Below are 21,904 nucleotides of genomic sequence, written 5' to 3'. Positions count from 1 at the left end.
CCGTCACCCTCTTGCCTGGGCCGCCGGCCGGCCGTCGACGGGGATGCCCAGCCGGTCGGCCACGGTGGTGAGGGCCGTTCCCAGCGGGAGCGCGGCGCGGGCGAGGGCGTGCCGGTCGCCCCGGGTCGGGTCCCGGTTGACGATCAGTACCGGCTTCCCGGCCTCGGCCGCCTGGCGGACGAACCGGAGCCCGGACATCACTGTCAGTGAGGAGCCCAGGACCAGCAGCGAGGTCGCCTCACGGACCAGCCGGCGGCAGCGCTCGACCCGCTGCGGCGGCACGGCCTCACCGAAGAACACCACGTCCGGTTTGAGGATGCCGCCGCAGACCGTGCAGGGCACCACCTGAAAGTCCCCGACCTGGTCGTCGGTGAGATCGGCGTCACCGTCCGGGTTGATGCCGGCGGCCACCGGCTCGAAGCCCGTGTTGGCCTCCTCCAGGCGTCGGGCGAGTTCCCGGCGGGGACTGAAGGCGCCGCAGGAAAGGCACACGACCCGGGCCAGGCTTCCGTGGAGTTCCACGGTGCCCTCGCTTCCGGCGGCCTGGTGCAGACCGTCGACGTTCTGCGTGATCACACCCGAAAGCAGGCCGCGGCGCCCGAACGCGGCCACGGCCCGGTGCCCGGCATTGGGGCGGGCCCGGCCGAAGGTGCGCCAGCCGAGGTGGCTGCGCGCCCAGTACCGGCGCCGGGCCTGGGCGCCGGCGGTGTAGTCCTGGTAGGTCATCGGGGTGTGCCGGCTCAGGCTCCCACCCTCGCCCCGGTAGTCGGGAATGCCCGACTCCGTGGAGATGCCGGCCCCGCTGAGCACCAGCACACCGCCGGTGCTCAGCGCATCGGCGACCGGCTGTAGATCCGTGGTCGCCGGAGGCAGGTCCTCGGTGGGGGTCCAGCTCAAAGTGGGGCGCATGCGCATGCCGCCAGAGTACGGAACAGGCTGCCTGCCGCACGCCCGTTCCAACGTCTGCTCGACCGTCTCCACCTGGCGCCGCACCGTGAGCGCGTCCTGCGCGCGATCCTCGCACGGTGGTGCAGGTGTCGACAGGGGGTTGTGTCATGCACCTGCTGGCATGGTGGGTGCAGGGGAGTGTGGTGGGAAGAAGACAGTCGAATCAGGAGGTGCAGGAGATGCGAGTGGTGGTCGTCGGCAGCGGCATCGCTGGTGCCGCAGCCGGTTACGAGCTGGCCCGGGCCGGGGTGGACGTGGTCCTGGTGGACTCGACGGTCCCAGGCGGCGCGACGTCGGCCGGCGCGGGCATCATCAGCCCGTGGGCGTCCCGGGTGGACGACGAGGACTGGTACCGGCTCGCGGTCGCCGGGGCAGAGCACTATCAAGAGTTGCTGCCGGCGCTGGCTGCCGACGAGGAGACCGAGTTCGGCTACCGGCGGGTCGGCTCGCTGCGCCTCGTCGATGAGGCCGAATCGACCGAGGCGCTCCAGCGCGCGGCCGAGCGCGCCGCCAAGTCCCCGATGGCCGGCGAGGTGGAGCTGGTCAGCGCTCGCCGGGCCCGCGAGCTCTTCCCGCCCCTCGCACACGACGGCCCGGCGATCCACGTCCCGGGAACGGCGCGCCTGGACGGGCGCTCTGTCCGCGACGTGATGTGCCGCGCCGCGGTCCGGCGCGGCGCTCGGGTCATCGAGGGCACGGCCGCGATCGTCGCCGACGGCGCGGTCCGCGGAGTGCGGGTCGACGATGTGTTCGTCGGCGCGGACGCCGTGATCGCGGCGGCCGGTGCCTGGTCGCCGCAGCTGCTCGAACCGATCGGTGTCCGGGTACGCGTCGCACCGCAGCGGGGCCAGATCATGCACCTGCGGCTGCCTGGCGTGGAAACCGTCAACTGGCCGGTCGTGCTGCCGCGGTCGGAGCACTACATCCTGGCCTTCGACGACTCGCGGGTCGTGGTCGGCGCGACCCGCGAGGACGACGCCGGTTTTGACCACCGGGTGACCGCGGGCGGGATGGCCGAGGTGCTCGGCGAAGCGCTGTCCGTGGCCCCCGGGCTGGCGGGCGCGACGCACGTGGAGACCCGCGTCGGATTCCGCCCGGTGGGGCCCGACGTCCGGCCGCTGCTCGGCGCGGTTCCGCAGGTCGCCGGGTTGGTCGTGGTCAACGGCCTCGGGGCGTCCGGTCTGACGGTCGGCCCCTACGTGGGTTCGGTCGCGGCGCGGTTGGCCCGCCAGGTCGATCCGGGGATCGACCTGGCGCCCTATGACCCGCTGCGCTGAGGTTCTCGCTGCCCGGGCACCTGTCAATGGCCGCCTCACGGGTTCAACCGGCGGATCGCTCCTCCTCGGCTCCGGCGGCCAGGACCGTACCGCGGAACGACGCGACGACCGGCCGTAGATCGATCTGGTGCCAGACGGCCCACAGGCGTACGGACTTCTGGAACCAGGGGAGTGGGCGGACGGTGACGCCTGTCGTACGGCCGCGCAGCATGCTCTTCTGCACGAACGCCGTGCCGAGGCCGGACGCCACGAGACCCAGCGCGGTGAGGGGTTCCGGGGCTTCGAACCGGATGTCGGGGGTGAACCCCGTCGCGGCGCAGTCTGCGACGAAGCCGTCCCGCCAGACGAGGTCCTGACTGTTCTCGACGGCGATCCACGGCTGGGCGTCGAGGTCTTCGGGCCGGATCTCCTCGGCCTCGGCCAGTGGGTGGCTGCTGGGAATCGCCAGGAGCAGGGGGTCTTGAAGCAGCAGCGCGCTGCGCAGATCCGGATCCGTCTCGGGCGGCGCCTCAGGTACCAGGGCGATGTCCAGGCTGCGTTGGCGCAGGCCTTCGAACTGCTGCGAGGCGGTCAGGTCGTAGAGGGCGACGTGGATGCCGGGGCGCTCTTCGTGCAGGGTGCGCAGCGCCTGGGGCAGGAGACCGGTGTGCATGGCGTCCCCCACGTACCCCACGCACAGGCCGCCTTCCTCGCCGCGGCCGAGGCGTCGGCCGAGGTTCTCCAGCCGGTCCGCGTGGCGCAGCAGGGCTGTGGCTTCGGCGAGGAAGACGCGGCCGTCGGAGGTGAGCCGGATGCGCTGCTGACTGCGCTCGAAGAGCGTCAGGCCCAGGTTCTTCTCCAGCTGGGCGATCTGTCGGCTGAGCGGGGACTGTGAGATGTGCAGGCGTTCGGCGGCCCGCCCGACGTGCTCCTCTTCGGCCACGGCCACGAAATAGCGAAGTTGTCGCAGGTCAAGCATGTAAGACCTCGGGGGACTCAAGTGTGTCCAAGCAAGTCTTGGACAGTCTGATTCCTCGATCCTAGCCTCGATGGAGCAAGAGGCGTGGAACAGGAGAAACCTCCTCAAAGCCGCGTATCGCATCGAGACAAGGATCTTCCCCATGGGCATCAAGCCCCTCCTGCCCGGCTCCCTCGGCTTCGGCACCGCGCCGCTGGGCAACATGTTCCGCAGCATCCCCGACGAGGAGGCCGCGGCCACCGTCGAGGCCGCCTGGGACCACGGCATCCGCTACTTCGACACCGCCCCGTTCTACGGCGCCGGACTGTCCGAGATTCGCCTCGGCGAGGTGCTCGCGGGCCGGCCGCGCGACGCGTACGTGCTCAGTACCAAGGTCGGCCGCGTCATCCTCGACGAACTGGAGGACCCGGCCGCCCGCGACCTCGGCGAGAAGGGTGGCCTGTTCGAGCACGGCCGCCCGAACAAGATGATCGACGTCTACACGGCCGACGCCACCCTGCGCTCGATCGAGGACAGCCTCACCCGGCTGAAGACGGACCGCCTCGACATCGTCTGGGTCCATGACGTCGCCCAGGACTTCCACGGCGACGACTGGCTGTCCGTCTACGAGACCGCGCGCACCGGCGCCTTCCGCGTCCTGCGGCGACTGCGCGACGAAGGTGTCGTCAAGGCCTGGGGCCTGGGTGTCAACCGCGTCGAGCCGATCGAGCTGACTCTCGACCTGGACGAGCCCAAGCCTGACGCGTTCCTCCTCGCCGGCCGCTACACCCTCCTCGACCATGAGCGGTCTCTTCAGCGTCTGCTGCCCGCGGCCACCGAGCAGGGCGTCGACATGGTCGTCGGCGGTCCCTACAGCTCCGGCGTCCTCGCCGGCGGGACGCACTTCGAGTACCAGCAGGCCCCGGCGGACATCGTCGCCAAGGTCGAACGGATCAAGGCTCTCGCCGCCGGGCACGGCGTGAGCATCAAGGCCGCCGCCCTGCAGTTCGCCCTGGCGCACCCCGCGGCGGCCGCCGTCGTCCCCGGCGCCACCCGGCCCAGCCGTATCGCCGAGGACGTCGCCGCCCTCGCCGAGTCCGTTCCGGCCGCCTTCTGGACCGCCCTGCGCGACGAGAAGCTCATCGCCGCGAACGCCCCCACCCCCTCAGCCTGACCCCCTCCGTACCGGAAAGCACTCACCATGGCTTCCACCACCGCATTCATCGACATCCCGCAAGGCCCCGACCGCGTCTGGCAGCTCATCGGCGGCTTCGGGTCCCTGCCGGACTGGCTTCCCTACATCCCCGAGAGTGAACTGAGCGACGGCGGACGCGTACGCCGTCTGACCAACGAGGACGGCGGCGTCATCGTCGAACGCCTCGAGGCCTTCGACCACGCCGCGCGCAGCTACTCGTACGCCATCGAGCAGGCGCCGTTCCCCGTGACCGGCTACCTCTCCACCCTGAGCGTGCATGCCGTCCCCGGCCGACCCGACGCCGCTCGCGTCGAATGGTCCGGTTCGTTCACGCCCGTGGGCGTCAGCGACGCCGATGCCGAGGAACTCTTCCACGGCATCTACACCGACGGACTCGCCGCGCTCCTGAAGACCGTGCGAGCCTGAGTGGCTGTTCGAGGTTCCGTGCAGGGGGCGCCGAGACGCTCGTAGCGCCTGGCTGATTGGCGTCGGGAGACCCGGTCTGGCCTCTTAGGGTGCGGCACTGTGACGATCGATTCGGGAGGGTCAGCGCTCTGGCGCGACCAGCGGTTTGCCCTGCTCGCTGCTGCTCGGACCATTTCGGTTCTGAATCGCCACGCTCGCTGCCCTGTTGTCTCCTCAGGTCCGTGAGTTGCGCCATACCGATTCCCCGCGGTCAACGTCGTCTGGGGCCGTGAGTGGGCGGGCCGACGAGGAAGTTGGCGGCTGAGGGTCTCAGCCCCGTCGCCTTGGGACGTCGGTGGTGGTCGCTGTGCCGTTCCGCGACCGGGGTTCATGGTGCGTCATAGTTGAACGCGTTCAAATTACCTGTCACGATACGTCTTGCCACCTGTAGAGGTGCTGGGCGAGGGGATCACAGTCATGACGAGTTCGCTTCTCACGCCGCGAGGCCGTGCCCGCCTGCGGACGGCCGGCAGGGAAACGGCTGCGGGGAGCACGGCCCCGACGCAGATTCTCAACTGGCGGCATCCGAACGTTGCCTCGCTGCTCCGACGGATCGACATCCCGGCGGACTCGGTGGGCGACTCAGGTCCCGCCCAACCGATAGCGGCCCTGCGCCAGGCCCACCGATGGATCACCGCCGTTGTGCAGCCGGTGTACTCGGTTCAGGATGAACGGCCCGTGTCGGAGGTGCTTCGGCGCGGACGTGGCTCGTGCAGCCAGCGGCTGGCGGTGCTGGAGTCCGTGGCGCGAGCATCCGGGGTGGCCACGCGGGTGCGGGGCCTGTTGGTGGACGGAAGGTTCTGGTACCCGCGCTTCCCTCGGTCCCATCGGATCGTCCCGCACCAAGTTGTACTCGCATGGCCGGAGTTCCGCCTTGACGGGCTGTCACCGACGAGCCGTCCCACCGCGCCCTGGTTGACCGTCTCAGAACTCTTCGGCGGCCTCGACGAATTGAGCGAAGGCAGCAGTGGTGGCTTCACCAACGCCGGTGCGGAGACGCTCTTCGAGGCGTTGTCCAGGACAGCGATCGACTGGGACGGCGCGACGGTCTGCCCGGCCACCGCCGGCGCCACGTGCGATCTCTCGGCTTACGTCCTGGCGGACCTCGGCCACTTCGACTCGCGTGACGAACTCTTCGCCCAGCACGGCCAGACCCTCTGCGCGATGGCGAGACTGCTGGCCGAGCCCATCCTGAGCCGGCGTTCGGCGGGCGTCTAGGACTTGTCCATGCCGTGCGGGTCACCTCGGGGCGCCAACGCGGTCCGCGCCAGATCGCGTAGCCAGACGTGTGCGGGGTCGGTGTCATAGCGCTGATGCCATGACAGGTACACCGAGGCCGACGGCAGTTCGATCGGCAGTGGAAGCAGGGCCAGACCGAGATCCGCGGCCGCTGAGCGCGTCGTGGATTCGGGGGCTGTGATGACGAGGTCAGAACCCCGCACGAACTCGAACGCGGCCCCTTCGGTGGGCGCGGTCGCCACCACACGTCGGGTGAGGCCGAGCCGCGCGAGAGCGTCGTCGAAGCCGCTGCCGAACCTTCCGCGCCGCGAGATGGTGATGTGCTCGGCCGCGGCGTACCGTGCGGCGGTGACGGCCTTGACACGGGTGAGCGGGTGCCCCCGTCGCACGACGATGACGTAGTGGCTCTCGGCCACTCGATCGGCGCGAATGTCGGGTGCGGTCGGGCGGTTGGCGTTCGCCTCGAGGTCGACCTCGCCACGTCGCAGTTCGGGAGTGTCGATGCTCGACTCCGCGATGAAGCGCAATCGCACCCCCGGAGCCTGCTTGCGCACGGCCGCGAGAAGGGCGGGGCCGCTGAGGGCGACGAGCGAATCGTGCCAGCGGAGTGTGAAGGTGCGCTCGAGCGTGGTGAGGTCGAGTTCACGGCTCGGCGCCAGCACGCCCTGGACCTGCTGCAACAGCTCGTGCACCTGTTCCCGGACGGCGATCGCGTACGGCGTCGGGGTCATCGTGCGCCCTGTGCGCACCAGGATCTGATCCCCCGTCGTACGCCGGATCCGGCCCAGGCTTCGGCTCATCGCGGGGGCAGTGACGTGCAGACGGTCGGCCGCGCCGGCCACGCTGCCTTCCTCCAGGAGAGCGTCGAGCGCGGCGAGCAGGTTCAAATCCAATTGCATGAGAGTCATCCTAGCCGTGCTTTACATGCACTTGAAGTTAATGATGGCTGCTCCTACCTTCGAGACGCGGGTGCAAAAGAACACGGTTCTCGCCCGATTGGCCTCATCACCCCCGCTCAGATCGGAGTACCGCCATGCCCGAGTCGATCCAGAACACCGGGAGTGCCGTAGCCGCCGGCTCCGCCTCCGACGCCGACCTGCTCGCACAGACCGCGATCGCCGTGCGCGCCGCGGGTTCGGCGCTGCGGGATCGGTTCGGTGACGTGGTCCGCCACCAGACCCGCGAAGAGCTGATACGGGCACTCGCCGCCAACGACGACGTGTCCCTCGGCGTGCTGCGCCCCCGCCTCGCACTCCTGCGCCCGGACGCCCGCTGGGTGGAGGAGGAACTCGAGGGCGGTGCCCTGCCTCCCGGCGAATGGTGGGTGGTGGATCCGGCCGAAGGCAACGTCAACCACCTGCACGGCCTGCCGGAGTGGGCGGTGACCGCCACCCTGGTGCGCGAGAACCAGCCGGTGCTCACCGCGGTCCACCTGCCGTTGACCGGCGAGACCTACACCGCGCTCGTGGGCGCCGGGGCCCACCTCGACGGCCGGCCGCTGCGTGTGTCCAAGACCACGGACCTCGGCCTGAGCCTCGTGGCCACGAGCCAGGCCAGGCCGGACGAGGACGAAGAGATCGTGCGGCGCATCGGCTCCTCGGTCACCGCGATGCTTCTCGACGCACTCGTGGTGCGGACCTCGGTGCCCGCGACCCTGCACCTGCTGAACGTGGCCGCCGGGCGGATCGACGCCTTCTGGCAGTTCGCCGGGGCCCGCGCGGACCTGCTTCCCGGGGCGCTGCTCGTCACCGAGGCCGGCGGACGGATCTCCGACGCCGAAGGCCGGCCCTGGACCCCGGAGAGCGAGAGCTTCCTGGCCGCCGCGCCCGGCGTGCACGCCAATGCCGTCGCCACGCTCTCCCGCTGACCGATCACGAGAACCAGAAGTACCGGAAGGACCAGACCAGCATGACCATGATCGCAATACTCGGAAACGGCCGCGTCGGCGGCAGCCTGGCCACAGCCCTCACCCGGGCAGGGCATGAGGTGACCGTGGCGGACCGCTCGCCAGGCTCTGCCGCCGACGCTGTCCGGACGGCGCAGATCGTCATCAACGCCACGCCGGGCGCCGGCTCGCTGGAGCGGCTCGGCGAGCTGCGCGAGGAGTTGCGCGGCAAGATCCTCGTAGACGTCTCCAACGCCACCGTCGACGGACCGGACGGACTCCCCGCCGATCTGCTCTACCCCGGCTCAAGCCTCGCGGAGCAACTCCAAGAAGCGCTCCCCGACACGCAGGTCGTCAAGACGCTCAACACGATGCTTTACACGGTGATGACCGCACCCGCCGCACTCGGTCAAACGCCAACCGCCTTCCTCTCCGGCAGGGACCCGGAGGCCAAGCAGGCCGTCCGTGGGCTTCTCACGGACCTCGGCTGGCATCAGGAGTGGATGACGGACCTCGGCGGGATCGAGACCGCGCGGGCTGCCGAGGCGGCGATCCTGTTCGTACCACACGTGATCCGATCCAGCGGATTCACGCCCTTCGCAATCTCGATCGCCCGCTGACAGTACTCGCAGTACTCGACGCCCGACGAACGGCGTTGTGAGCGGGGAGGCGGCCAACAGGCTGCCCGGACGAGCTGGATGGTAATCGTGAACAACTGTCAGCTCCGCGTTTTTGACTCATATTTTGAGGTCAAAACAGGTGGGGAAGCATGTTGGTTCAACATGCAACGAGTATCAACACGGTAGTCAGGCAGCCGCGTTGATAGGATCCGTCGCATGACGAATTCGCAACCCCTGAACAGCGCAATACCCGCGGACGAGTTGAGCGAGAAGCTGTCGGATCCGGATCGCAGCGTGCGCAATACCGCGGCGCTCGCCATTGGGTCGCAGTTCGAGAGCGAGCTGGCGGATGTGCTGGTCGAGGCGCTGTGGGCGGAGCTGGACTTCTTCGTGCGGGAGACAATGACCTGGTCGGTCACCCGGCTGGAAGAGGCCACACGGCCCGCGGTGCTCGCCGCCGCGGGGCCGGACCGGTCGCCGGAAGTCCGGGTCCAGGCGTTGCATGTGCTGAGCAAGTTCGCAAACCCCGAGACGGTGGACGCCGTCCTGGCGTACATCACCGACCCGGACGAGGCGGTCGCCCGCAAGGCCCGATGGGCGCTGGGCCGCATCCAGGAGCCCCGGGCGGTACCGCATCTGGTCGCGCTGCTGGGTAAGCACGACCTCGAGGAACGGAACGCCCTGACCGGCGATGTGGCCGCGTTCGGCGCGGCGGCCGTTCCGGCGCTCGTCGAGGCGCTCGGACGGGACGATGACGCGGTGCGACGCCACGCCGCGGACATCCTGTGCTATATCGGCCATCCCGACGCGGAGACCGCGGCCGAGGCCCTGGGTGCCGCGGTGCAGGATCCGGAGGGGCAGGTGGCCATGGCCGCGCTGATGGCCCTTGGTGAACTGCGCGGCGAGGTGGCTCGGCAGAAGATCGAGGCCGCCCGGGAGGCTGCGGATCCTCAGATCCGCGGTGCGGCCCAGCGCCTGGCCGTCCGGAAGCCGCGGCGAGCCGCCCTGCGGGCCCGTAAGGCCGGCTGAACCGAAGAGTGGCGAGCCGTATGGAGCGGCGGGCTCCGGGACACCGGCGCAACCTTCGGTTGCATCGGCAACGGTCCTCTTACCGGAATCCAAGATTCCGGTGACCGGTTTTGGATTCTGGTCACCGGTTTCGGCGGCGTGACCCACGGACCGATTCCGGCCAGGATGAAGACGGCTCTTCGAATTCGGAGTTCCCATCCGGATTCACTTGGGGGTCTGTCTTTCACCAAAGGACGGAAGGAAGTCTCATGGGGAACAACGAGGAGTACTTCGTCGACGTCAACGACCTGTCGATCGACGTGTTCGACGTCGTGGAACAGGGCGGTGCCGTTACCGCGCTGACCGCTGATCACGGCATGCCCGAGGTCGGTTCGTCGACCAACTGCTTCTGCTACATCTGCTGCTCCTGCAGCTCCAACTGACGCCACGTCAGTGAATGGGCGAATTTCCGGTTTCGGTGAATCCGCCCAAGGCTGAACAAGCCCCGGTCCCGCGGCGCGCCCTGTGCTGCCGCGGGACTGCGGCGTGCCTCCCCGTTGTACGGCATGCGGCGGGGTCTGTGAACTAGCGAGGTAGGAAGATGATTTCAGCGTCCGGGCTGGCCAAGTCCTATACCGTTCGACGTGGTCGAGAACGGTCGCAGGTCGATGCGGTCTCGGACGCGAGCTTCGAGGTCGCCGAGGGAGAGATCGTCGCCTTCCTCGGGCCCAACGGCGCGGGGAAGACCACGACGCTTCGGATGCTCACCACCCTGACCGGTCCGAGCTCGGGCTCGGCCCGGGTGGCCGGCCATGACGTCGTCGCCCAGCCGCGGGAGGTACGCCGGCAGATCGGCTATGTCTCGCAGGGTGGTTCGGCCGGCGGATTCGCCAAGGCCGGTGACGAGATAGTCGACCGCGCCATGTTGTACGGCCTCGACGCGGCCACCGCTGAGCGAAGGGCCCGCGCGCTGCTCGACCGGCTGGACCTCGCCGACGTCTGGACCCGTGTCCCGCGATCACTGTCGGGTGGGCAGCGGCGACGACTGGATGTGGTGATGGGCCTGGTGCACCAGCCGCGCCTGTTGTTCCTCGACGAGCCGACGGCCGGTCTCGACCCCCAGGCGCGCGCCAATCTGTGGGGCCACATCACGGACCTGCGTGAGGAGTACGGCATGACCGTGTTCCTCACGACGCACTACCTCGACGAGGCGGATGTGCTGAGCGACCGGGTGATCGTGTTCGATCACGGACGGGTGGTCACGGCCGACACCCCGGACGCGTTGAAGGACCGGATCTCCGGCGACCTGATCGAGCTGGAGGTCGCCGACCCGGAACAGGTGGACGCCGCTGTGCGCGTCCTGGAGAAGTCCGCCGCGGACCGGCCCGCGGTCACCGGGCTGCGGGTGGCCGGCCGGGTGCACCGGTCCGGGACCGTCCTTCCCGGGCTCGCCCGTGAGCTCGACGCGACCGGGGTCAAACTGGTGTCGCTCGAGGTGCGCCGTCCCACCCTGGACGACGTGTTCCTCACGCTGACCGGACGCTCCCTGCGGGACCCGCACTGAACGCGGCGAGAAAGGCCTCATCCATGTTGCATGACACGATGGTCGTGTTCCGGCGTCAGATGCGCATGACCCTGCGCAGCCCGGCCATGGTCGTCACCGGGCTGCTCCAACCGGTGCTCTACCTGGTGCTGTTCGCCCCGCTGCTGCGGTCGGTCGCCGCCCAGGTCGGTTCCACGAACCAGTACACGCTCTTCGTACCCGGGCTTCTCGTCCAACTGGCCGTCTTCGGGGCCGCTTTCACGGGCTACGGCGTGATCGGCGAGTGGCGCGACGGAGTGATCGAGGGCGAGCGGGTCACCCCCGCCCCTCGCGCTGCCCTGCTGCTGGGCCGGCTCGGCCGGGACCTCGTCCAACTGCTGATCCAGGTCGTCGTGCTGGTCGCTCTCGCGTACGCCTTCGGGATGGACGCCCCGCTGCCCGAGCTCCTCGTGGGGGTGGTCATCACGCTTCTGCTGGGGGTGGCGTGTGCCGCGACGTCGAACGCCGTCGCCCTCAGAGCCAAGGACGAGCGCGTCATGGGCAGTGTGGTCAACACGCTGCTCATGCCGGTCATCCTGCTGTCCGGGATCCTGCTGCCGGTCGGGCTGGGGCCGCACTGGCTACGCGTCACGGCAGGGCTGATGCCGGTCAAACATGTCGTCGACGCGGTCCGGTCCAGCTTCGCGGGTGACCTGTCGGCCAGTGGTGTGCTGTGGGGCAGCGGCTGGGCCCTGCTGCTGTGCCTGCTGGGTGTGTGGTTCGGCACCAGATCGTTCCGCGCGGAGTCCTGACGGGTCGTCGCGCGGCTGATGAACACCGGCCCTCCCCATGTGTCGGGGCCGGTGCTTGTCACGCCCTCCGCAGGGTCGTTCCCTGGTGCTCCGTCTTACCGAGAATCGCGATGAATCCACAGGTCAGCGCCTTGTTTGCGGTCCCTGACGGTAAGAGTGACAGCCTCAGGCGAATCAACCGCGTGGCGTCCTTGCATACGGGACTGGAGGATCACTAGAGTCGAAGGCGCTGAAGGATTGTCAGACTTGATGATGATCATTGCGCTGTGGTGCCGAGGGGGAAAGTCGCACAGCGCCACTGGAAAGCGTTGTTGCTCGCCGGCGCCGAAGCGGCAGACCTGGCGGGCTCGGACCTCAAATCACACGGTCGGCCCCCGCACGGGCGGCGTTGTCGATCCCATGGCCGAGAGCGGATCAGGCCAGGTGCCGTCGGCTCCGGCGGGGTCGTGAGTTCGAGTACGGGGGTGCTTGACGACGTGGACGTGGAAGCATCGGTTCGGGAGAGCTCCCTCCGCACGAGGTGCGGGGACACCCGATTAGCCAGTCGCCGCACACAGCGGTAACCAACTGGCCAGGCGGCCCATCTGACGGCCGATCGCATATGTACGGCCCGGTTTGCGGGCAAGCACGGGGGTGCACGGGATGGATCCTGTTGACGACTGTTCGATCTTCTCTCAAGACATCGCGGTGGACGAGGTCGTCCTCGTCCGTGTTGCTGGACTGAGCCGGTCTGCGCTCAGCGGTTTCCATCACAGTCGTATCGACGATCTCCTGTCCGAACAGGCCAGAGCGACCGTGGAGTTGGCCGAGTCCGCCGAACGGGCCGACACGGCCCTGTTCCAGGACATCGGCGTACACACCGGTGAGCAGCGGGCCCTGTTGGTCGCCGCGCGCCGCGGGGTGCGCCAGAAGGAGCTGTCGCGGCGGACCGCGCAGCAGGCCGTGCCGGTGATGTCCGACGATGCCGCGGCCGCGTTCCACGCCTGGGCGGGCGTGCGGGACCGGGTACGCGACCTGGGCGCGCAGCTGGACGATGCCCTCGCGGCAGCCGAGCGCGAAGATGTGGAGCACCTGCGCGGCCTGTGTCTCGACACCCGGTTCCGTACCGGCCTGCGGGCGACGAGCCAGGATCTTGCCGACACCGCCCAGCGCTGGGCCACCGGGCAGAGCGGCGCGCCGCAGCGCAAGCGACTCCTCCGGCTCACTCGCATGGCGGCCCGCGCCGGCGCGAAGACCAGCCCGTTCAGCTCCTGGATGGTCACGGTCCCGGCCCGCTGGGGCAGTCCCGGCGGCGAGGTCACCGGAGAGCGGCTGCTCGCCGAGCTGGACGGCGCGGTGGTCGGCGAGCTCACCCGAGCCCTGCACGCCGCGCTGCCGGACTCCGCCGATCTCGGAGTGCGGGTCAACCCGAGCCTCGTGCGGGTCGAGGGCGGCTGGCTGTTCATCCGGGCCGGACAACGGGAGCAGACGGTCCGGGCCGCGGCGCACCCGGCGATCGAGGCGTTGCTGGGTGCCCTGGCACCCGCGGACACCGAAGCGAGCCTCGCGGCGCGGGTGCCCGGCGGAGCCGGCCTGGTGAGCAAGTGCCTGACCGCCGGGCTGATCGAACACCGTCTTCCCGTCGCGGACCACCACCCGCGCCCGTGGGCCGCGTGGGCCGTGATCGCCGACGAGCGGGGCGCGACGGAGCTGTCCGCCGGGCTCACCGCGCTGGACGCGGCACTGCACACCGCGGACGCGGGCGCGGCTCAGGCAGCCGCCGAGCAGGTGGCGCGCCACCTCGGGGTCGAGCTGCCGCCGGTCGAGGTGCACGAGATGTCGGTCGCGACCGGCTGGCCGTACGAGCTGCCCGCCCGCCCGGATGGCGCGGCGCTCGCCGAACTCGACTGCGCCCGGCGGCTGTTGGCGCTGACGGACGTGAAGCTTCCCGCGAAGCTGGCGGCTGCCGAGCACCTGGCGAAGCGCTTCGGCGAGGATTACGACGTACCGCTGACCGTGGCCCTGGACAGCCTTGCCCGGGCGCGCCTGGACGCCGATGACGATGTCGGCCGGATCATCGGGCCGACGGCGCCGCCGTGGGGAGCCGACCTGGCGCGCTGCTCAGGCGGCCTTGTCCGGGAGCTCGGCAGAGCGCTGCCCCGGCTCACCGAGGACGTGCTGACCCTGGCCGCGAAGGGCCCGCTCGCCGTGGCCGACGTACGACGGCTGCTCGACGACTTCCCTTTCACGCACCCGAACCGTTCGGCCACGTTCTACTTGCAGGAGACCTCCGAGGCCGCGATCCGCAGGGTGGTGAACGTCGTACACGGCGGGCACGGCCGTGGCCGGGGCCGTCTCGCGGCACGGGCCGGCATCCCCGTCACGGACCTGGTCACCGCAGTCGACGAGGACATCGTCGAGATCGGCGGACTGCTGGGGTCGGCACTGAACTCCAGGGCGGCCACGGCGCCGCGGGAGTTGCAGTATCCCGGTGCCACGACCGACCGGCCGCGGGAGCAGCGCCTGCTGATGGCCTCGGTGCGTGTCGTGCCTGGTGCGCACGGCCTGCCCGTACTCCAGGACGAGGACGGCCGGGACGTGCGCCTGGTGCACCTGGGCATGGCGGCGGACCTGGCGCTGCCCGCGTTCGTCAGGCTGCTGGAGCAGGTCTTCGGCAGCGCCTGTCTGGTCCACCCCAGCATCGCGGTCTTCACCCCCGGAGCACCTGGACGCACCGGGGCGCCGCAGTCCGCCACCCCGCGCGTGACGCTCGGAGCAACCGTGCTCCAGCGGGCGCGATGGCTGCTGCGCCGGGAGGAGTTCCCCGGCGGGGGCGAACCACGCGTATCGCTGCGTGCCTGGCACCAGTGGCTCGCGGCGCACGGTCTGGGCAGCCGCTTCTACCTCCGGGCGTGGAGCTCCGCCGACCACGGCGGCGGACAGAGCAAGGCGCGCAAGCCGGTGTTCATCGACCTCACCAGTCCGCTGCTGTTCGCGGACGCCGAGAAGATGCTTCGGCAGGCCGAGTTCGCCATCGTCGAGGAATGCCTGCCCGACCCCCTGGCCGGGACGGGCCATGTGACCGAGTACGCGGTCGAGGTGGGAGTACGGCAGTGACGACCTGGGCGTCTTGGCATGTGCACCAGCACCACGGTCAGGATCGGCTGCTGGTCGAGGCGGTCGCGCCGCTGATCCGGGCCGTCCGCGCGGACGGGCTCGCCGACCGGGCGTTCGTCCTGCGGTACTGGGACGGGGGTCCGCACGTACGGCTGCGGCTGCGCGCTCCGTCCGACGCGGCGCTGGCGGCGCTGGAGGCGCGAGTGCCGGCCGAGCTGATGGACTGGTGCCGGGAGCATCCGTCCGAGCGGACCATGGGCGCCGAGGAGTACGCGCTGCTGCGCGACCGGATCGGCGACACCGCCTCGACCACGGAACTGGTCCCCGACGGCTCCGTCGTACGGGCCGCCTACGTACCGGAACACCAGCGGTACGGCCGGGGAGCGGCGCTGGCGGCGTGCGAGGAGCACTTCGACGACAGCACGCGGATCGCCCTGGACGTGCTCGCCGCGGGCCCCGCGGCCTCCGCCCGGGACTCGCTGGTCGTGCTCGCCTTGGCCCGCTTTCTCATGGCCCGCGGTAACCGGGCCGGCCTGAGCTGGGCCCGGCGCGTACAGGAGACCGGCCTCCCGGCCGCCGCACGGCTGGACCTGGCCCGCATCACGGCCCTGCTGGAGCGGTCCCCATCACCGGTCGAGTGCTTCGCCCGGTCCCTCGAACAGCTCGAGGCGCGGTTGCGCACGGCAGGAGACGACTACCGCCCGCCGGCCCTCGGGTTCGGTGGCGTGGCCTTCGAGACGACCGAGGCACAGGACCCGATCACGACGCTGGACATATGCATTCACCTCTTCGCGAACCGGATAGGAGTCACCATGCCCACAGAGCTGACGCTGCGCGCCTCTCTCGCGCAGGCACTGCTCGCCGCCGAGACGAAGGCGGACGCGTGACCGGGGCGCAGCAGCGGGCCGCGACACTCGTCGGCCCTGGGACGACGGACTGTCAGGGGTTGTTCGCTTACCACGCGGAGGACCGTTGGAACGCCCTGCTCCTCGGGCCGGTCTGGGAGTGTGCCCAGCTGGCGGAGGCGGCCGGCTGCCGGTTCCGGGTGACCCGCGAGTGGCAGCGGGGACCGCACCTGCGGCTGGGGGTGCGTGGTCCCGCCGAAGCGACGGCCACCGTTCGCGAACAGATCGACGAGCGCCTGCACGAGGTCCTGCGCTCCAGCCCGTCGACGCGGACCGTGACGCTCGCGTCGGTCCGGGACCGGGCGCAGCAGCTCGCCGACCGTGCCGGGGTCGAGCTGAGCCAGGACTGGCTGGCGGACAACTCCCTCACCTGGACGGCCGGAGCCCCGGCCGGGACGGGCAGTGCGGAAACGATCACGCAGAGCCTGCTGGAGGACTTCCACTACGCGGCTACCGTGCCGGCGCTGCGGCTGCTGCGCGCGGCTCCGGGGGAGCGGCTCGGCCTGGCCTGCACCGACCTGATGGCGGCGACCGCCCAGGAGTTCGGCCGGGGCGGTCTGGTCTCGGCGGCGCTGTCCTTCCGCTCGCACGCCGAGGCGTACCTCAACCTCGAAGCGGCGCAGGACGTGCGCGCGGCCTGGGACGCCGCCGCCCGCACATCGGCACCCGCGCTGCGCCGCCGGCTGCTCGCGGTGGCCGCGGGCCCGGACCTGCCCGCCTACGCCCGGGACTGGCTCGGGGCGATCACCCCGCTGGTCCGGGCCGCGGAGCAGGCCCAACGCCGCGGCGAACTCGCCCTGCCCGGCATCGCCGAGGGCTTCAGCACCGATCTGACCGAGCGCAGCGCCTTCCACCGCTCGCTGGCCGACTCGGCCTCCTGGGAGGACGTGCGCACCTCCGACTGGTTCGTGGTCTACCGATTCGCGATCAGCCTGCTCTATCTCCAGCTGTCCCGGCTCGGCGTGAAACCGGTCGGCCGGTACCGGTTGTGCCACCTGGTGGCCACAGCCCTGGACGAACGCGCGGATGCGACGACGACCGCCGAGGAGGGCGACGCGTGACCCGAACACAGGACATCGCCGCCGGCCGGACCGAACGACTGAGGTCGGGAGTGTTCAGTGCCGAGCGCGGCGGGCGTACCCATCTCATGGCCTGGCCGCACCACCTCAGCCTGCCCACCGGCCGCCGGACGGCCGAAGTCATCGCACGGCTGGCCGACAGCGGGCAGCCGGCCGGCGCGGACGACGAGGTCACCGAGGCGCTGCGGCGCGAAGGCTGGCTCGACGAGGAGTTCAGCGACGATCGCGGGGCCGCGTTCGTCGTGCGGCCGCTGCGCGCCCGCGGTCCCGCACCCGCTGCCGACGGGCGGCTCGACCTCTCCCGGTTCGCGGTCATCCGGGCCGAGGCCGGCGCTCTGGTTCTGGAATCGCCCCTGGCCAGCGCCGAGATCACGATCCATCGGCGGGAGCTGCTGACCGCCGCCCTCGACCCCGCGGCCGACCTGGCGACCGCACCCGGCGGGCTTGCGGCCGCCTTGCGCGAGCAACTGCTCGCCACCGGTTTCCTGGCCGACCCGGACGGCGAGGAGTCGCAGGAGCTGCGCTACCGCCAGTGGGCACCGCACGAGTTGCTGTTCCACGACCGCAGCCGACTCGGCTACCGCGGGTACGTCGGCGACGGGTTCGGCGGCACCTGGTGGGGTCGCGCGGCGGGTTTCGAGCCGGAGCCCGCCGCCCCGCCTCCCTACCGGGGACCGCGAGTCCCCCTCGCCGTACCGGACTTCACGGACCGTCGGGTGGACGAAGGCTCCTATTTCGACGTCGTCGAGCGGCGCCGGTCCGAGCGGGTGCACGACGACGAGTCCCCGATCTCGGTGGACCAGCTCGGCGAGCTGCTGTACCGCACCGCGCGGGTGCGTCGTGTGCACGAGGAGGACGGCGTGGAGTTCGTCAGCTCCCCGCGCCCTTCCGGCGGATCGGTGTACGAGCTCGAGCTGTATCCGCTGGTCACCCGGTGCTCGGGGCTGGACAGCGGCATGTACCACTACGACGCGCACCGGCACGAGCTGGAGCTGGTGCGGCCGGTGAACGACTACTCGGTGCGCCGGATGCTGCGGGTCGCCTCCCAGGGATCGACCACCGGCGGCGTCCCGCAGGTGCTGCTGGTTGTGGCGGCGCGGGTCGGCCGGGTGATGTGGAAGTACGAGGGGATGGGCTACGCGGTGGTGCTGAAGAACACGGGGGTGCTCTACCACGCGCTCGCCGGCACGTGCAGCGCCATGGGACTGGCCGGCTGCCCCCTGGGCACCGACGACGCCGTCGCCTTCAGCGAGGCCACCGGCCGCGATCCGCTGGTCGAGTGCAGCGTGGGCCAGTTCATCGTGGGATCCGTCCTGAGGCGGCGCGAGGAGCAGAGCCGATGAACACGATCCGGCGTGTGAACGCCTACACCATCGATCACGAGGGCAGGACCTACGGCCTGTCCGAGTCCGGACCGCTGGAGCTGTCGACCGGGCTGTCCGCCTGGATCCGCCTGGTGTCCTCCTGGGTCGACCGGGGCCAGGACATCGAACAGGCGGCCGACGACATGGGCGGCGCGCACACCCGACAGGCCCTTCGGGTACGGGACGCGATGGTGTCCGTGGGAGTCCTACGGCGATTCGAAACACCCGGTGAGGTCGGATTCGTCGGCGAAAGCACGGACCTGGTCCGTGCGGTGGAGCGCAGCGCGCTGACCCCGTCGGCCGTCGTACTGGGTGCCGGCCCACTGCACGGCGACTGGTTCGACGAGGTCCGGGCCGAGGCCGGAGCGGGCCGGGCCGGCGTTGTGCTCTTCACCGAGCGCGCCGCGGTGGTCGCCGGACCGATGGACGCCGAGCAGCTAGAGGAGGTCGTGACAGGCCTGCGCTGCGGTGACCTCGTCGACGGGCGGCCCGGCCCGGACGTGATCCGGACGGCTGCCGCGCAATTGGTCCGTCGGGCCGCCCTCGGATCCGGCGACGAGTGGAGCGGCGTCATGGTCACCCGGGAGGAGACCACCTCCTGGCGCGCGCTGCCGCACCCGTGGCGTTCGGCGCCGCCCGGCCCGGTCGCCGGGCCGTTCGACGAGCGGGTGATGGCGGCGATCGACCCGGTCCACGGCGTCGTGCGCGAGATCGGCGAGGACGACCTGCCCCAGGTGCCCCGGCACATGGCGCGGGCCCGGGTCGCCGGACGGGCCACCCTCCGACCGCTGGACCGGGAGGTGGTGGCGGACGGCTCGGACTACGCACAGGCCCGGCGCCAGGCCGTGCTCGCCGCCGCCGCGCTGTATCTGGAGTCGACCCTCGACCCGCGTGCGGTGGTCGACGCCGCGGGGAAACCCGCCGTCGGCGACACCGCCGACCTGAGCGTGCTGCGCTCCGCGACGGACCGCATCGCCGCTGACCCCGGACGCTTTTTCCTGCCCGCCCGCCGGGTGGCCGACGACGGCCCGGTGCTGGTCCCGGTCGACCGGGCGCGGCGCTGTGACGAGACCGCCGGGCCGGGCCTGGGCACCGCCGCGGCCGAAGCGCGGGACGACGCACTCGCCAGGGCGCTGCTCGACGTCCTGGAGTCCTGGGCGGCGGGCGCGACGGGTCCGGTCGCGCGCATCCGGGACGGAGAAGGGTTCCCTGCCGAAGTGCGTGAAGCGCTCGACCAGTTGCGGCTGAGCGATCGCGAGGCCTGGCTCGGTGTTCTGCCGGACAGCGATGTCCCGACCGCGGTGGCGACCACCAGGCAGGGCACCGCTTACGCCTGCGGCACCAGCCACGCCGCCGCGGCGGTCCGCGCGATGGAACGAGCCGTGCTCGCCGACCAGGTGCTGATGCATGACCGCGCGGACCTGCTGCCGCGGACCTGGACCGCTCCGGTGCCGGCGCCGGACCGGGCCGTAGAGCTGTCCGGCGCGGCACCGGTCACGCTCGCGGACCTGCGCCACGCCGTTGCGCTGCGCGCTCCGGACGCGGCGGTGGCCGTACTCGACCACGATCCCGGCATCGTCCGGCTCGGCATATCGGCAGTGAAAGTGGTGGTGGACCGATGACGGAGACGCTGACGAACACCGACCGGGAACAGACGGTGCGGTCCGGGCTGTTGGCGAGCAGCCTGTCCGGCGCACTGGCGCACCTGGGCGTCGAGGTGAGGGCGAGCGACAGCTGGCGTCCCGCGGCGGACGGGCCGGCCGACCGACCCTGGCTGAGCGTCCACACAGAGGTCGGTCAGGTGATCGTCGGGCCGCTGACCCGGCCGGGCGTGGCCGGCTGCCCGCACTGCCTCGACCTGCGGCGGCAGCGGGCCGACGCGAGCCGGCCCTGGCTCGCCCGGCTACGTGAGGAGCATGGCGCCCGACTGGAGCGCGACGTACCGCAGTTGCTCGACGAACTCGCCGCCGGGGTGGTGGCGGACGCGGCCACCGCACTGGTCGCGGACGAGACGTCCGGCCGGCCGGCAGAGCAGCCGGAGGCGCGGCAGCCGGCAGGCCAGGACGAGCCGCGTCTGGTGGCGGTGGTCGATCTGGCCACCCTCGAAACGCGCCGCCACCGCTTCCTGCCCGATCCCTTCTGCCCGCAGTGCGGCGCGCTGCCCGAGGACTCGGCGGAGCGGGCCCAGCGCGTCCCGCGGCCCGCTGTGAAAATCACCCCTTTCGGGTCCCGGACCCGGGACGTCCTGGCTGACTTCGACACCATCCGCGCGCTGTACGTGGATCCCTTCAGCGGCCTGATCCGGCGGACCGACCGCGGCGCGGAGGGCGGGCTGGTGATGTCGGGCGCGTCGATGCCGTTGCGGTTCGACAACCTCGCCGAGCCCGGTTACGGCCGGAGCCGCGACTACCGGACCAGCGAGCTGACCGCGATCCTCGAAGCCCTGGAGCGCTACGGCGGCGTGGCCCCGGGGGGCCTGGAGACCTCCGTGCGCGGCACGTTCCACGAACTCGCGCCGCACGCCGTGCACCCGGACGTCTTCGGCCGCCACCCCGACGAGAGCTACGACGACCCGTCCTTCCGCTATCGCAGGTTCGACCCCGACCGGCAGCTGTGGTGGGTGTGGGCGCACTCGTTCGCCACCGGCAGCGCCCGCCTGGTGCCCGAGGCCCTGGCGTACTACTACTGCCACCGGCTGCGCGGCGACGACCCGGTCTCCTACTACGAGGTGTCCAACGGCTGTGCCCTCGGCTCTTCATGGGAGGAGGCGACGCTGCACGGGCTGATGGAGACGGTCGAGCGCGACGCCTTCCTGTGCACGTGGTACACCCGGACCGTCCCGCCGACGATCGACCTGGACTCCTGTCACGACCCGCGCGTGCCCCTCCAGGCGGGCGCGATCAGTTCCAGCACCGGGTACCGCATCCACGCCTTCGACATCACGACGGACTACGGGATCCCCGCCGTCTGGGTGATGGCCGCGCACCCGGACCGCAAGGGCCCCGCGCTGCTGTGCACCGCGGGAGCCGGCCTGGACCCGGAGCGGGCGCTGCTGAACGCGTTGAACGAGCTCGGCCCGATCCTCAGCGACGTGATCCGGCGCTACCCGGCCGAGGAGGAGCGAGCCGCGCGGATGGTGCGTGATCCGTACAGCGTCGTCACCATGCCGGACCACTCCGCGCTCTACGCGCACCCGGAGGCCGCGCACCGGCTCGACTTCCTGTTCGGCGGCCCGACCATCGGTATCGACGAGGTCGGCGGGCCGGACCGGCTGCGCCCGGACCGCGACGACCTCACGGTCGACCTGCGGGCCGCGGCCGAGCGCGTCGGCGAGGTGCTGGTGGTCGACCAGACCACGCCCGAACACCGGGCCGGCGGCTTCACCTGTGTCAAGGTCCTCGTCCCCGGGGCGGTGCCGATGACCTTCGGTTACCGCAACCGGCGGATCGACGGGCTGCCACGGCTGCTGAGCCTGCCGCGACGGCTCGGCAGACTCGACGCGGACCTGACCCGGGCGCAGTTGAGCCCTGACCCCCATCCGTTCCCGTGAGG

Annotated in this window: 19 protein-coding genes and 1 pseudogene; 17 read left to right on the top strand and 3 right to left on the bottom strand. The window is 71.0% G+C overall.

Features of this window, described 5'->3' with window-relative positions; genetic code table 11:
- Positions 1–3: 3 nt before the first annotated feature.
- A complete protein-coding gene (locus tag ABZ915_RS29430; protein ID WP_361809482.1) occupies positions 4–915 on the bottom strand; it encodes an NAD-dependent protein deacetylase in 912 nt (303 codons plus the stop codon).
- Between the two features lie 212 nt (positions 916–1,127).
- On the opposite strand from ABZ915_RS29430, the gene ABZ915_RS29425 reads away from it, so the two are divergent.
- Positions 1,128–2,225: an FAD-binding oxidoreductase gene (locus tag ABZ915_RS29425; RefSeq protein ID WP_361809712.1), complete on the top strand. Its 1,098-nt coding sequence runs from the start codon at positions 1,128–1,130 to the stop codon at positions 2,223–2,225.
- 43 nt (positions 2,226–2,268) lie between these two features.
- On the opposite strand, the gene ABZ915_RS29420 is transcribed toward ABZ915_RS29425, so the two are convergent.
- Positions 2,269–3,183: a LysR substrate-binding domain-containing protein gene (locus ABZ915_RS29420; RefSeq protein WP_361809480.1), complete on the bottom strand. Its 915-nt coding sequence runs from the start codon at positions 3,181–3,183 to the stop codon at positions 2,269–2,271.
- A gap of 142 nt (positions 3,184–3,325) precedes the next feature.
- Between ABZ915_RS29420 and ABZ915_RS29415 the strand changes: the two genes are divergently transcribed.
- From ABZ915_RS29415 to ABZ915_RS29400, 4 genes and pseudogenes are all read left to right on the top strand, one after another.
- The gene (locus tag ABZ915_RS29415) at positions 3,326–4,336 is read left to right on the top strand and encodes an aldo/keto reductase (protein ID WP_361809478.1); all 1,011 of its coding nucleotides are present in this window, start codon (positions 3,326–3,328) and stop codon (positions 4,334–4,336) included.
- A gap of 27 nt (positions 4,337–4,363) precedes the next feature.
- Positions 4,364–4,783 (top strand): SRPBCC family protein, encoded by a 420-nt coding sequence (locus ABZ915_RS29410; RefSeq protein WP_361809476.1) that lies wholly within the window; start codon positions 4,364–4,366, stop codon positions 4,781–4,783.
- A 456-nt stretch (positions 4,784–5,239) separates the two neighbouring features.
- A pseudogene (locus ABZ915_RS29405) lies at positions 5,240–5,692 on the top strand (transglutaminase domain-containing protein); the annotation flags it as partial.
- 45 nt (positions 5,693–5,737) lie between these two features.
- Complete coding sequence (locus ABZ915_RS29400; RefSeq protein WP_361809724.1) at positions 5,738–6,040, top strand: hypothetical protein; 303 nt, start codon at positions 5,738–5,740, stop codon at positions 6,038–6,040.
- Here ABZ915_RS29400 and ABZ915_RS29395 read toward each other — a convergent pair.
- Positions 6,037–6,960 carry a LysR family transcriptional regulator gene (locus ABZ915_RS29395; RefSeq protein WP_361809474.1) on the bottom strand — a complete coding sequence of 308 codons (924 nt, stop codon included), beginning with the start codon at positions 6,958–6,960 and terminating at the stop codon, positions 6,037–6,039. The genes ABZ915_RS29400 and ABZ915_RS29395 overlap by 4 nt on opposite strands.
- A gap of 134 nt (positions 6,961–7,094) precedes the next feature.
- On the opposite strand from ABZ915_RS29395, the gene ABZ915_RS29390 reads away from it, so the two are divergent.
- The 12 genes from ABZ915_RS29390 (at position 7,095) to ABZ915_RS29335 (ending at position 21,902) form a co-directional block, all read left to right on the top strand.
- A complete protein-coding gene (locus ABZ915_RS29390; protein WP_361809472.1) occupies positions 7,095–7,928 on the top strand; it encodes a 3'(2'),5'-bisphosphate nucleotidase CysQ in 834 nt (277 codons plus the stop codon).
- A gap of 41 nt (positions 7,929–7,969) precedes the next feature.
- Positions 7,970–8,566 carry an NAD(P)-binding domain-containing protein gene (locus ABZ915_RS29385; RefSeq protein WP_361809470.1) on the top strand — a complete coding sequence of 199 codons (597 nt, stop codon included), beginning with the start codon at positions 7,970–7,972 and terminating at the stop codon, positions 8,564–8,566.
- A gap of 261 nt (positions 8,567–8,827) precedes the next feature.
- Positions 8,828–9,595: a HEAT repeat domain-containing protein gene (locus ABZ915_RS29380; protein ID WP_361809468.1), complete on the top strand. Its 768-nt coding sequence runs from the start codon at positions 8,828–8,830 to the stop codon at positions 9,593–9,595.
- A gap of 248 nt (positions 9,596–9,843) precedes the next feature.
- Positions 9,844–10,017 (top strand): thiomuracin/GE37468 family thiazolyl RiPP peptide, encoded by a 174-nt coding sequence (locus ABZ915_RS29375; RefSeq protein ID WP_361809466.1) that lies wholly within the window; start codon positions 9,844–9,846, stop codon positions 10,015–10,017.
- 158 nt (positions 10,018–10,175) lie between these two features.
- On the top strand, positions 10,176–11,138 hold the full coding sequence (locus ABZ915_RS29370; RefSeq protein WP_361809464.1) for an ATP-binding cassette domain-containing protein: 963 nt from the start codon (positions 10,176–10,178) through the stop codon (positions 11,136–11,138).
- A gap of 23 nt (positions 11,139–11,161) precedes the next feature.
- Positions 11,162–11,908, top strand: coding sequence for an ABC transporter permease (locus ABZ915_RS29365; RefSeq protein ID WP_361809462.1), 747 nt, complete (start codon positions 11,162–11,164; stop codon positions 11,906–11,908).
- A gap of 642 nt (positions 11,909–12,550) precedes the next feature.
- The gene (locus ABZ915_RS29360) at positions 12,551–15,004 is read left to right on the top strand and encodes a lantibiotic dehydratase (RefSeq protein WP_361809460.1); all 2,454 of its coding nucleotides are present in this window, start codon (positions 12,551–12,553) and stop codon (positions 15,002–15,004) included.
- A complete protein-coding gene (locus ABZ915_RS29355; protein WP_361809458.1) occupies positions 15,001–15,891 on the top strand; it encodes a lantibiotic dehydratase C-terminal domain-containing protein in 891 nt (296 codons plus the stop codon). Before ABZ915_RS29360 ends, ABZ915_RS29355 begins: the two co-directional genes overlap by 4 nt.
- A 59-nt stretch (positions 15,892–15,950) precedes the next feature.
- The gene (locus ABZ915_RS29350; RefSeq protein WP_361809456.1) at positions 15,951–16,970 is read left to right on the top strand and encodes a lantibiotic dehydratase C-terminal domain-containing protein; all 1,020 of its coding nucleotides are present in this window, start codon (positions 15,951–15,953) and stop codon (positions 16,968–16,970) included.
- A complete protein-coding gene (locus tag ABZ915_RS29345; protein ID WP_361809454.1) occupies positions 16,967–18,331 on the top strand; it encodes a SagB family peptide dehydrogenase in 1,365 nt (454 codons plus the stop codon). The genes ABZ915_RS29350 and ABZ915_RS29345 overlap by 4 nt, the downstream gene beginning before the upstream one ends.
- Entirely contained in the window at positions 18,328–19,974 is a 1,647-nt protein-coding gene (locus tag ABZ915_RS29340) for a hypothetical protein (protein ID WP_361809452.1), read from the top strand. Before ABZ915_RS29345 ends, ABZ915_RS29340 begins: the two co-directional genes overlap by 4 nt.
- Complete coding sequence (locus ABZ915_RS29335) at positions 19,971–21,902, top strand: TOMM precursor leader peptide-binding protein (RefSeq protein ID WP_361809450.1); 1,932 nt, start codon at positions 19,971–19,973, stop codon at positions 21,900–21,902. Before ABZ915_RS29340 ends, ABZ915_RS29335 begins: the two co-directional genes overlap by 4 nt.
- The last annotated feature ends 2 nt before the right edge of the window (positions 21,903–21,904 follow it).

Source organism: Streptomyces sp. NPDC046915 (genome assembly GCF_040644935.1).
Classification (GTDB): Bacteria; Actinomycetota; Actinomycetes; order Streptomycetales; family Streptomycetaceae; genus Streptomyces.
Note: the sequence above shows the minus strand (reverse complement) of the source record. Positions and strands in the feature narration are given on the sequence as shown.

What these genes read in the sequence shown, in the direction of transcription:
- ABZ915_RS29430 (WP_361809482.1), bottom strand. Translation starts at nt 915, where the DNA reads ATGCGCATGCGCCCCACTTTGAGCTGGACCCCCACCGAGGACCTGCCT.
- ABZ915_RS29425 (WP_361809712.1), top strand. Translation starts at nt 1,128, where the DNA reads ATGCGAGTGGTGGTCGTCGGCAGCGGCATCGCTGGTGCCGCAGCCGGT.
- ABZ915_RS29420 (WP_361809480.1), bottom strand. Translation starts at nt 3,183, where the DNA reads ATGCTTGACCTGCGACAACTTCGCTATTTCGTGGCCGTGGCCGAAGAG.
- ABZ915_RS29415 (WP_361809478.1), top strand. Translation starts at nt 3,326, where the DNA reads ATGGGCATCAAGCCCCTCCTGCCCGGCTCCCTCGGCTTCGGCACCGCG.
- ABZ915_RS29410 (WP_361809476.1), top strand. Translation starts at nt 4,364, where the DNA reads ATGGCTTCCACCACCGCATTCATCGACATCCCGCAAGGCCCCGACCGC.
- ABZ915_RS29395 (WP_361809474.1), bottom strand. Translation starts at nt 6,960, where the DNA reads ATGCAATTGGATTTGAACCTGCTCGCCGCGCTCGACGCTCTCCTGGAG.
- ABZ915_RS29390 (WP_361809472.1), top strand. Translation starts at nt 7,095, where the DNA reads ATGCCCGAGTCGATCCAGAACACCGGGAGTGCCGTAGCCGCCGGCTCC.
- ABZ915_RS29385 (WP_361809470.1), top strand. Translation starts at nt 7,970, where the DNA reads ATGACCATGATCGCAATACTCGGAAACGGCCGCGTCGGCGGCAGCCTG.
- ABZ915_RS29375 (WP_361809466.1), top strand. Translation starts at nt 9,844, where the DNA reads ATGGGGAACAACGAGGAGTACTTCGTCGACGTCAACGACCTGTCGATC.
- ABZ915_RS29370 (WP_361809464.1), top strand. Translation starts at nt 10,176, where the DNA reads ATGATTTCAGCGTCCGGGCTGGCCAAGTCCTATACCGTTCGACGTGGT.
- ABZ915_RS29365 (WP_361809462.1), top strand. Translation starts at nt 11,162, where the DNA reads ATGTTGCATGACACGATGGTCGTGTTCCGGCGTCAGATGCGCATGACC.
- ABZ915_RS29360 (WP_361809460.1), top strand. Translation starts at nt 12,551, where the DNA reads ATGGATCCTGTTGACGACTGTTCGATCTTCTCTCAAGACATCGCGGTG.
- ABZ915_RS29340 (WP_361809452.1), top strand. Translation starts at nt 18,328, where the DNA reads ATGAACACGATCCGGCGTGTGAACGCCTACACCATCGATCACGAGGGC.
- ABZ915_RS29335 (WP_361809450.1), top strand. Translation starts at nt 19,971, where the DNA reads ATGACGGAGACGCTGACGAACACCGACCGGGAACAGACGGTGCGGTCC.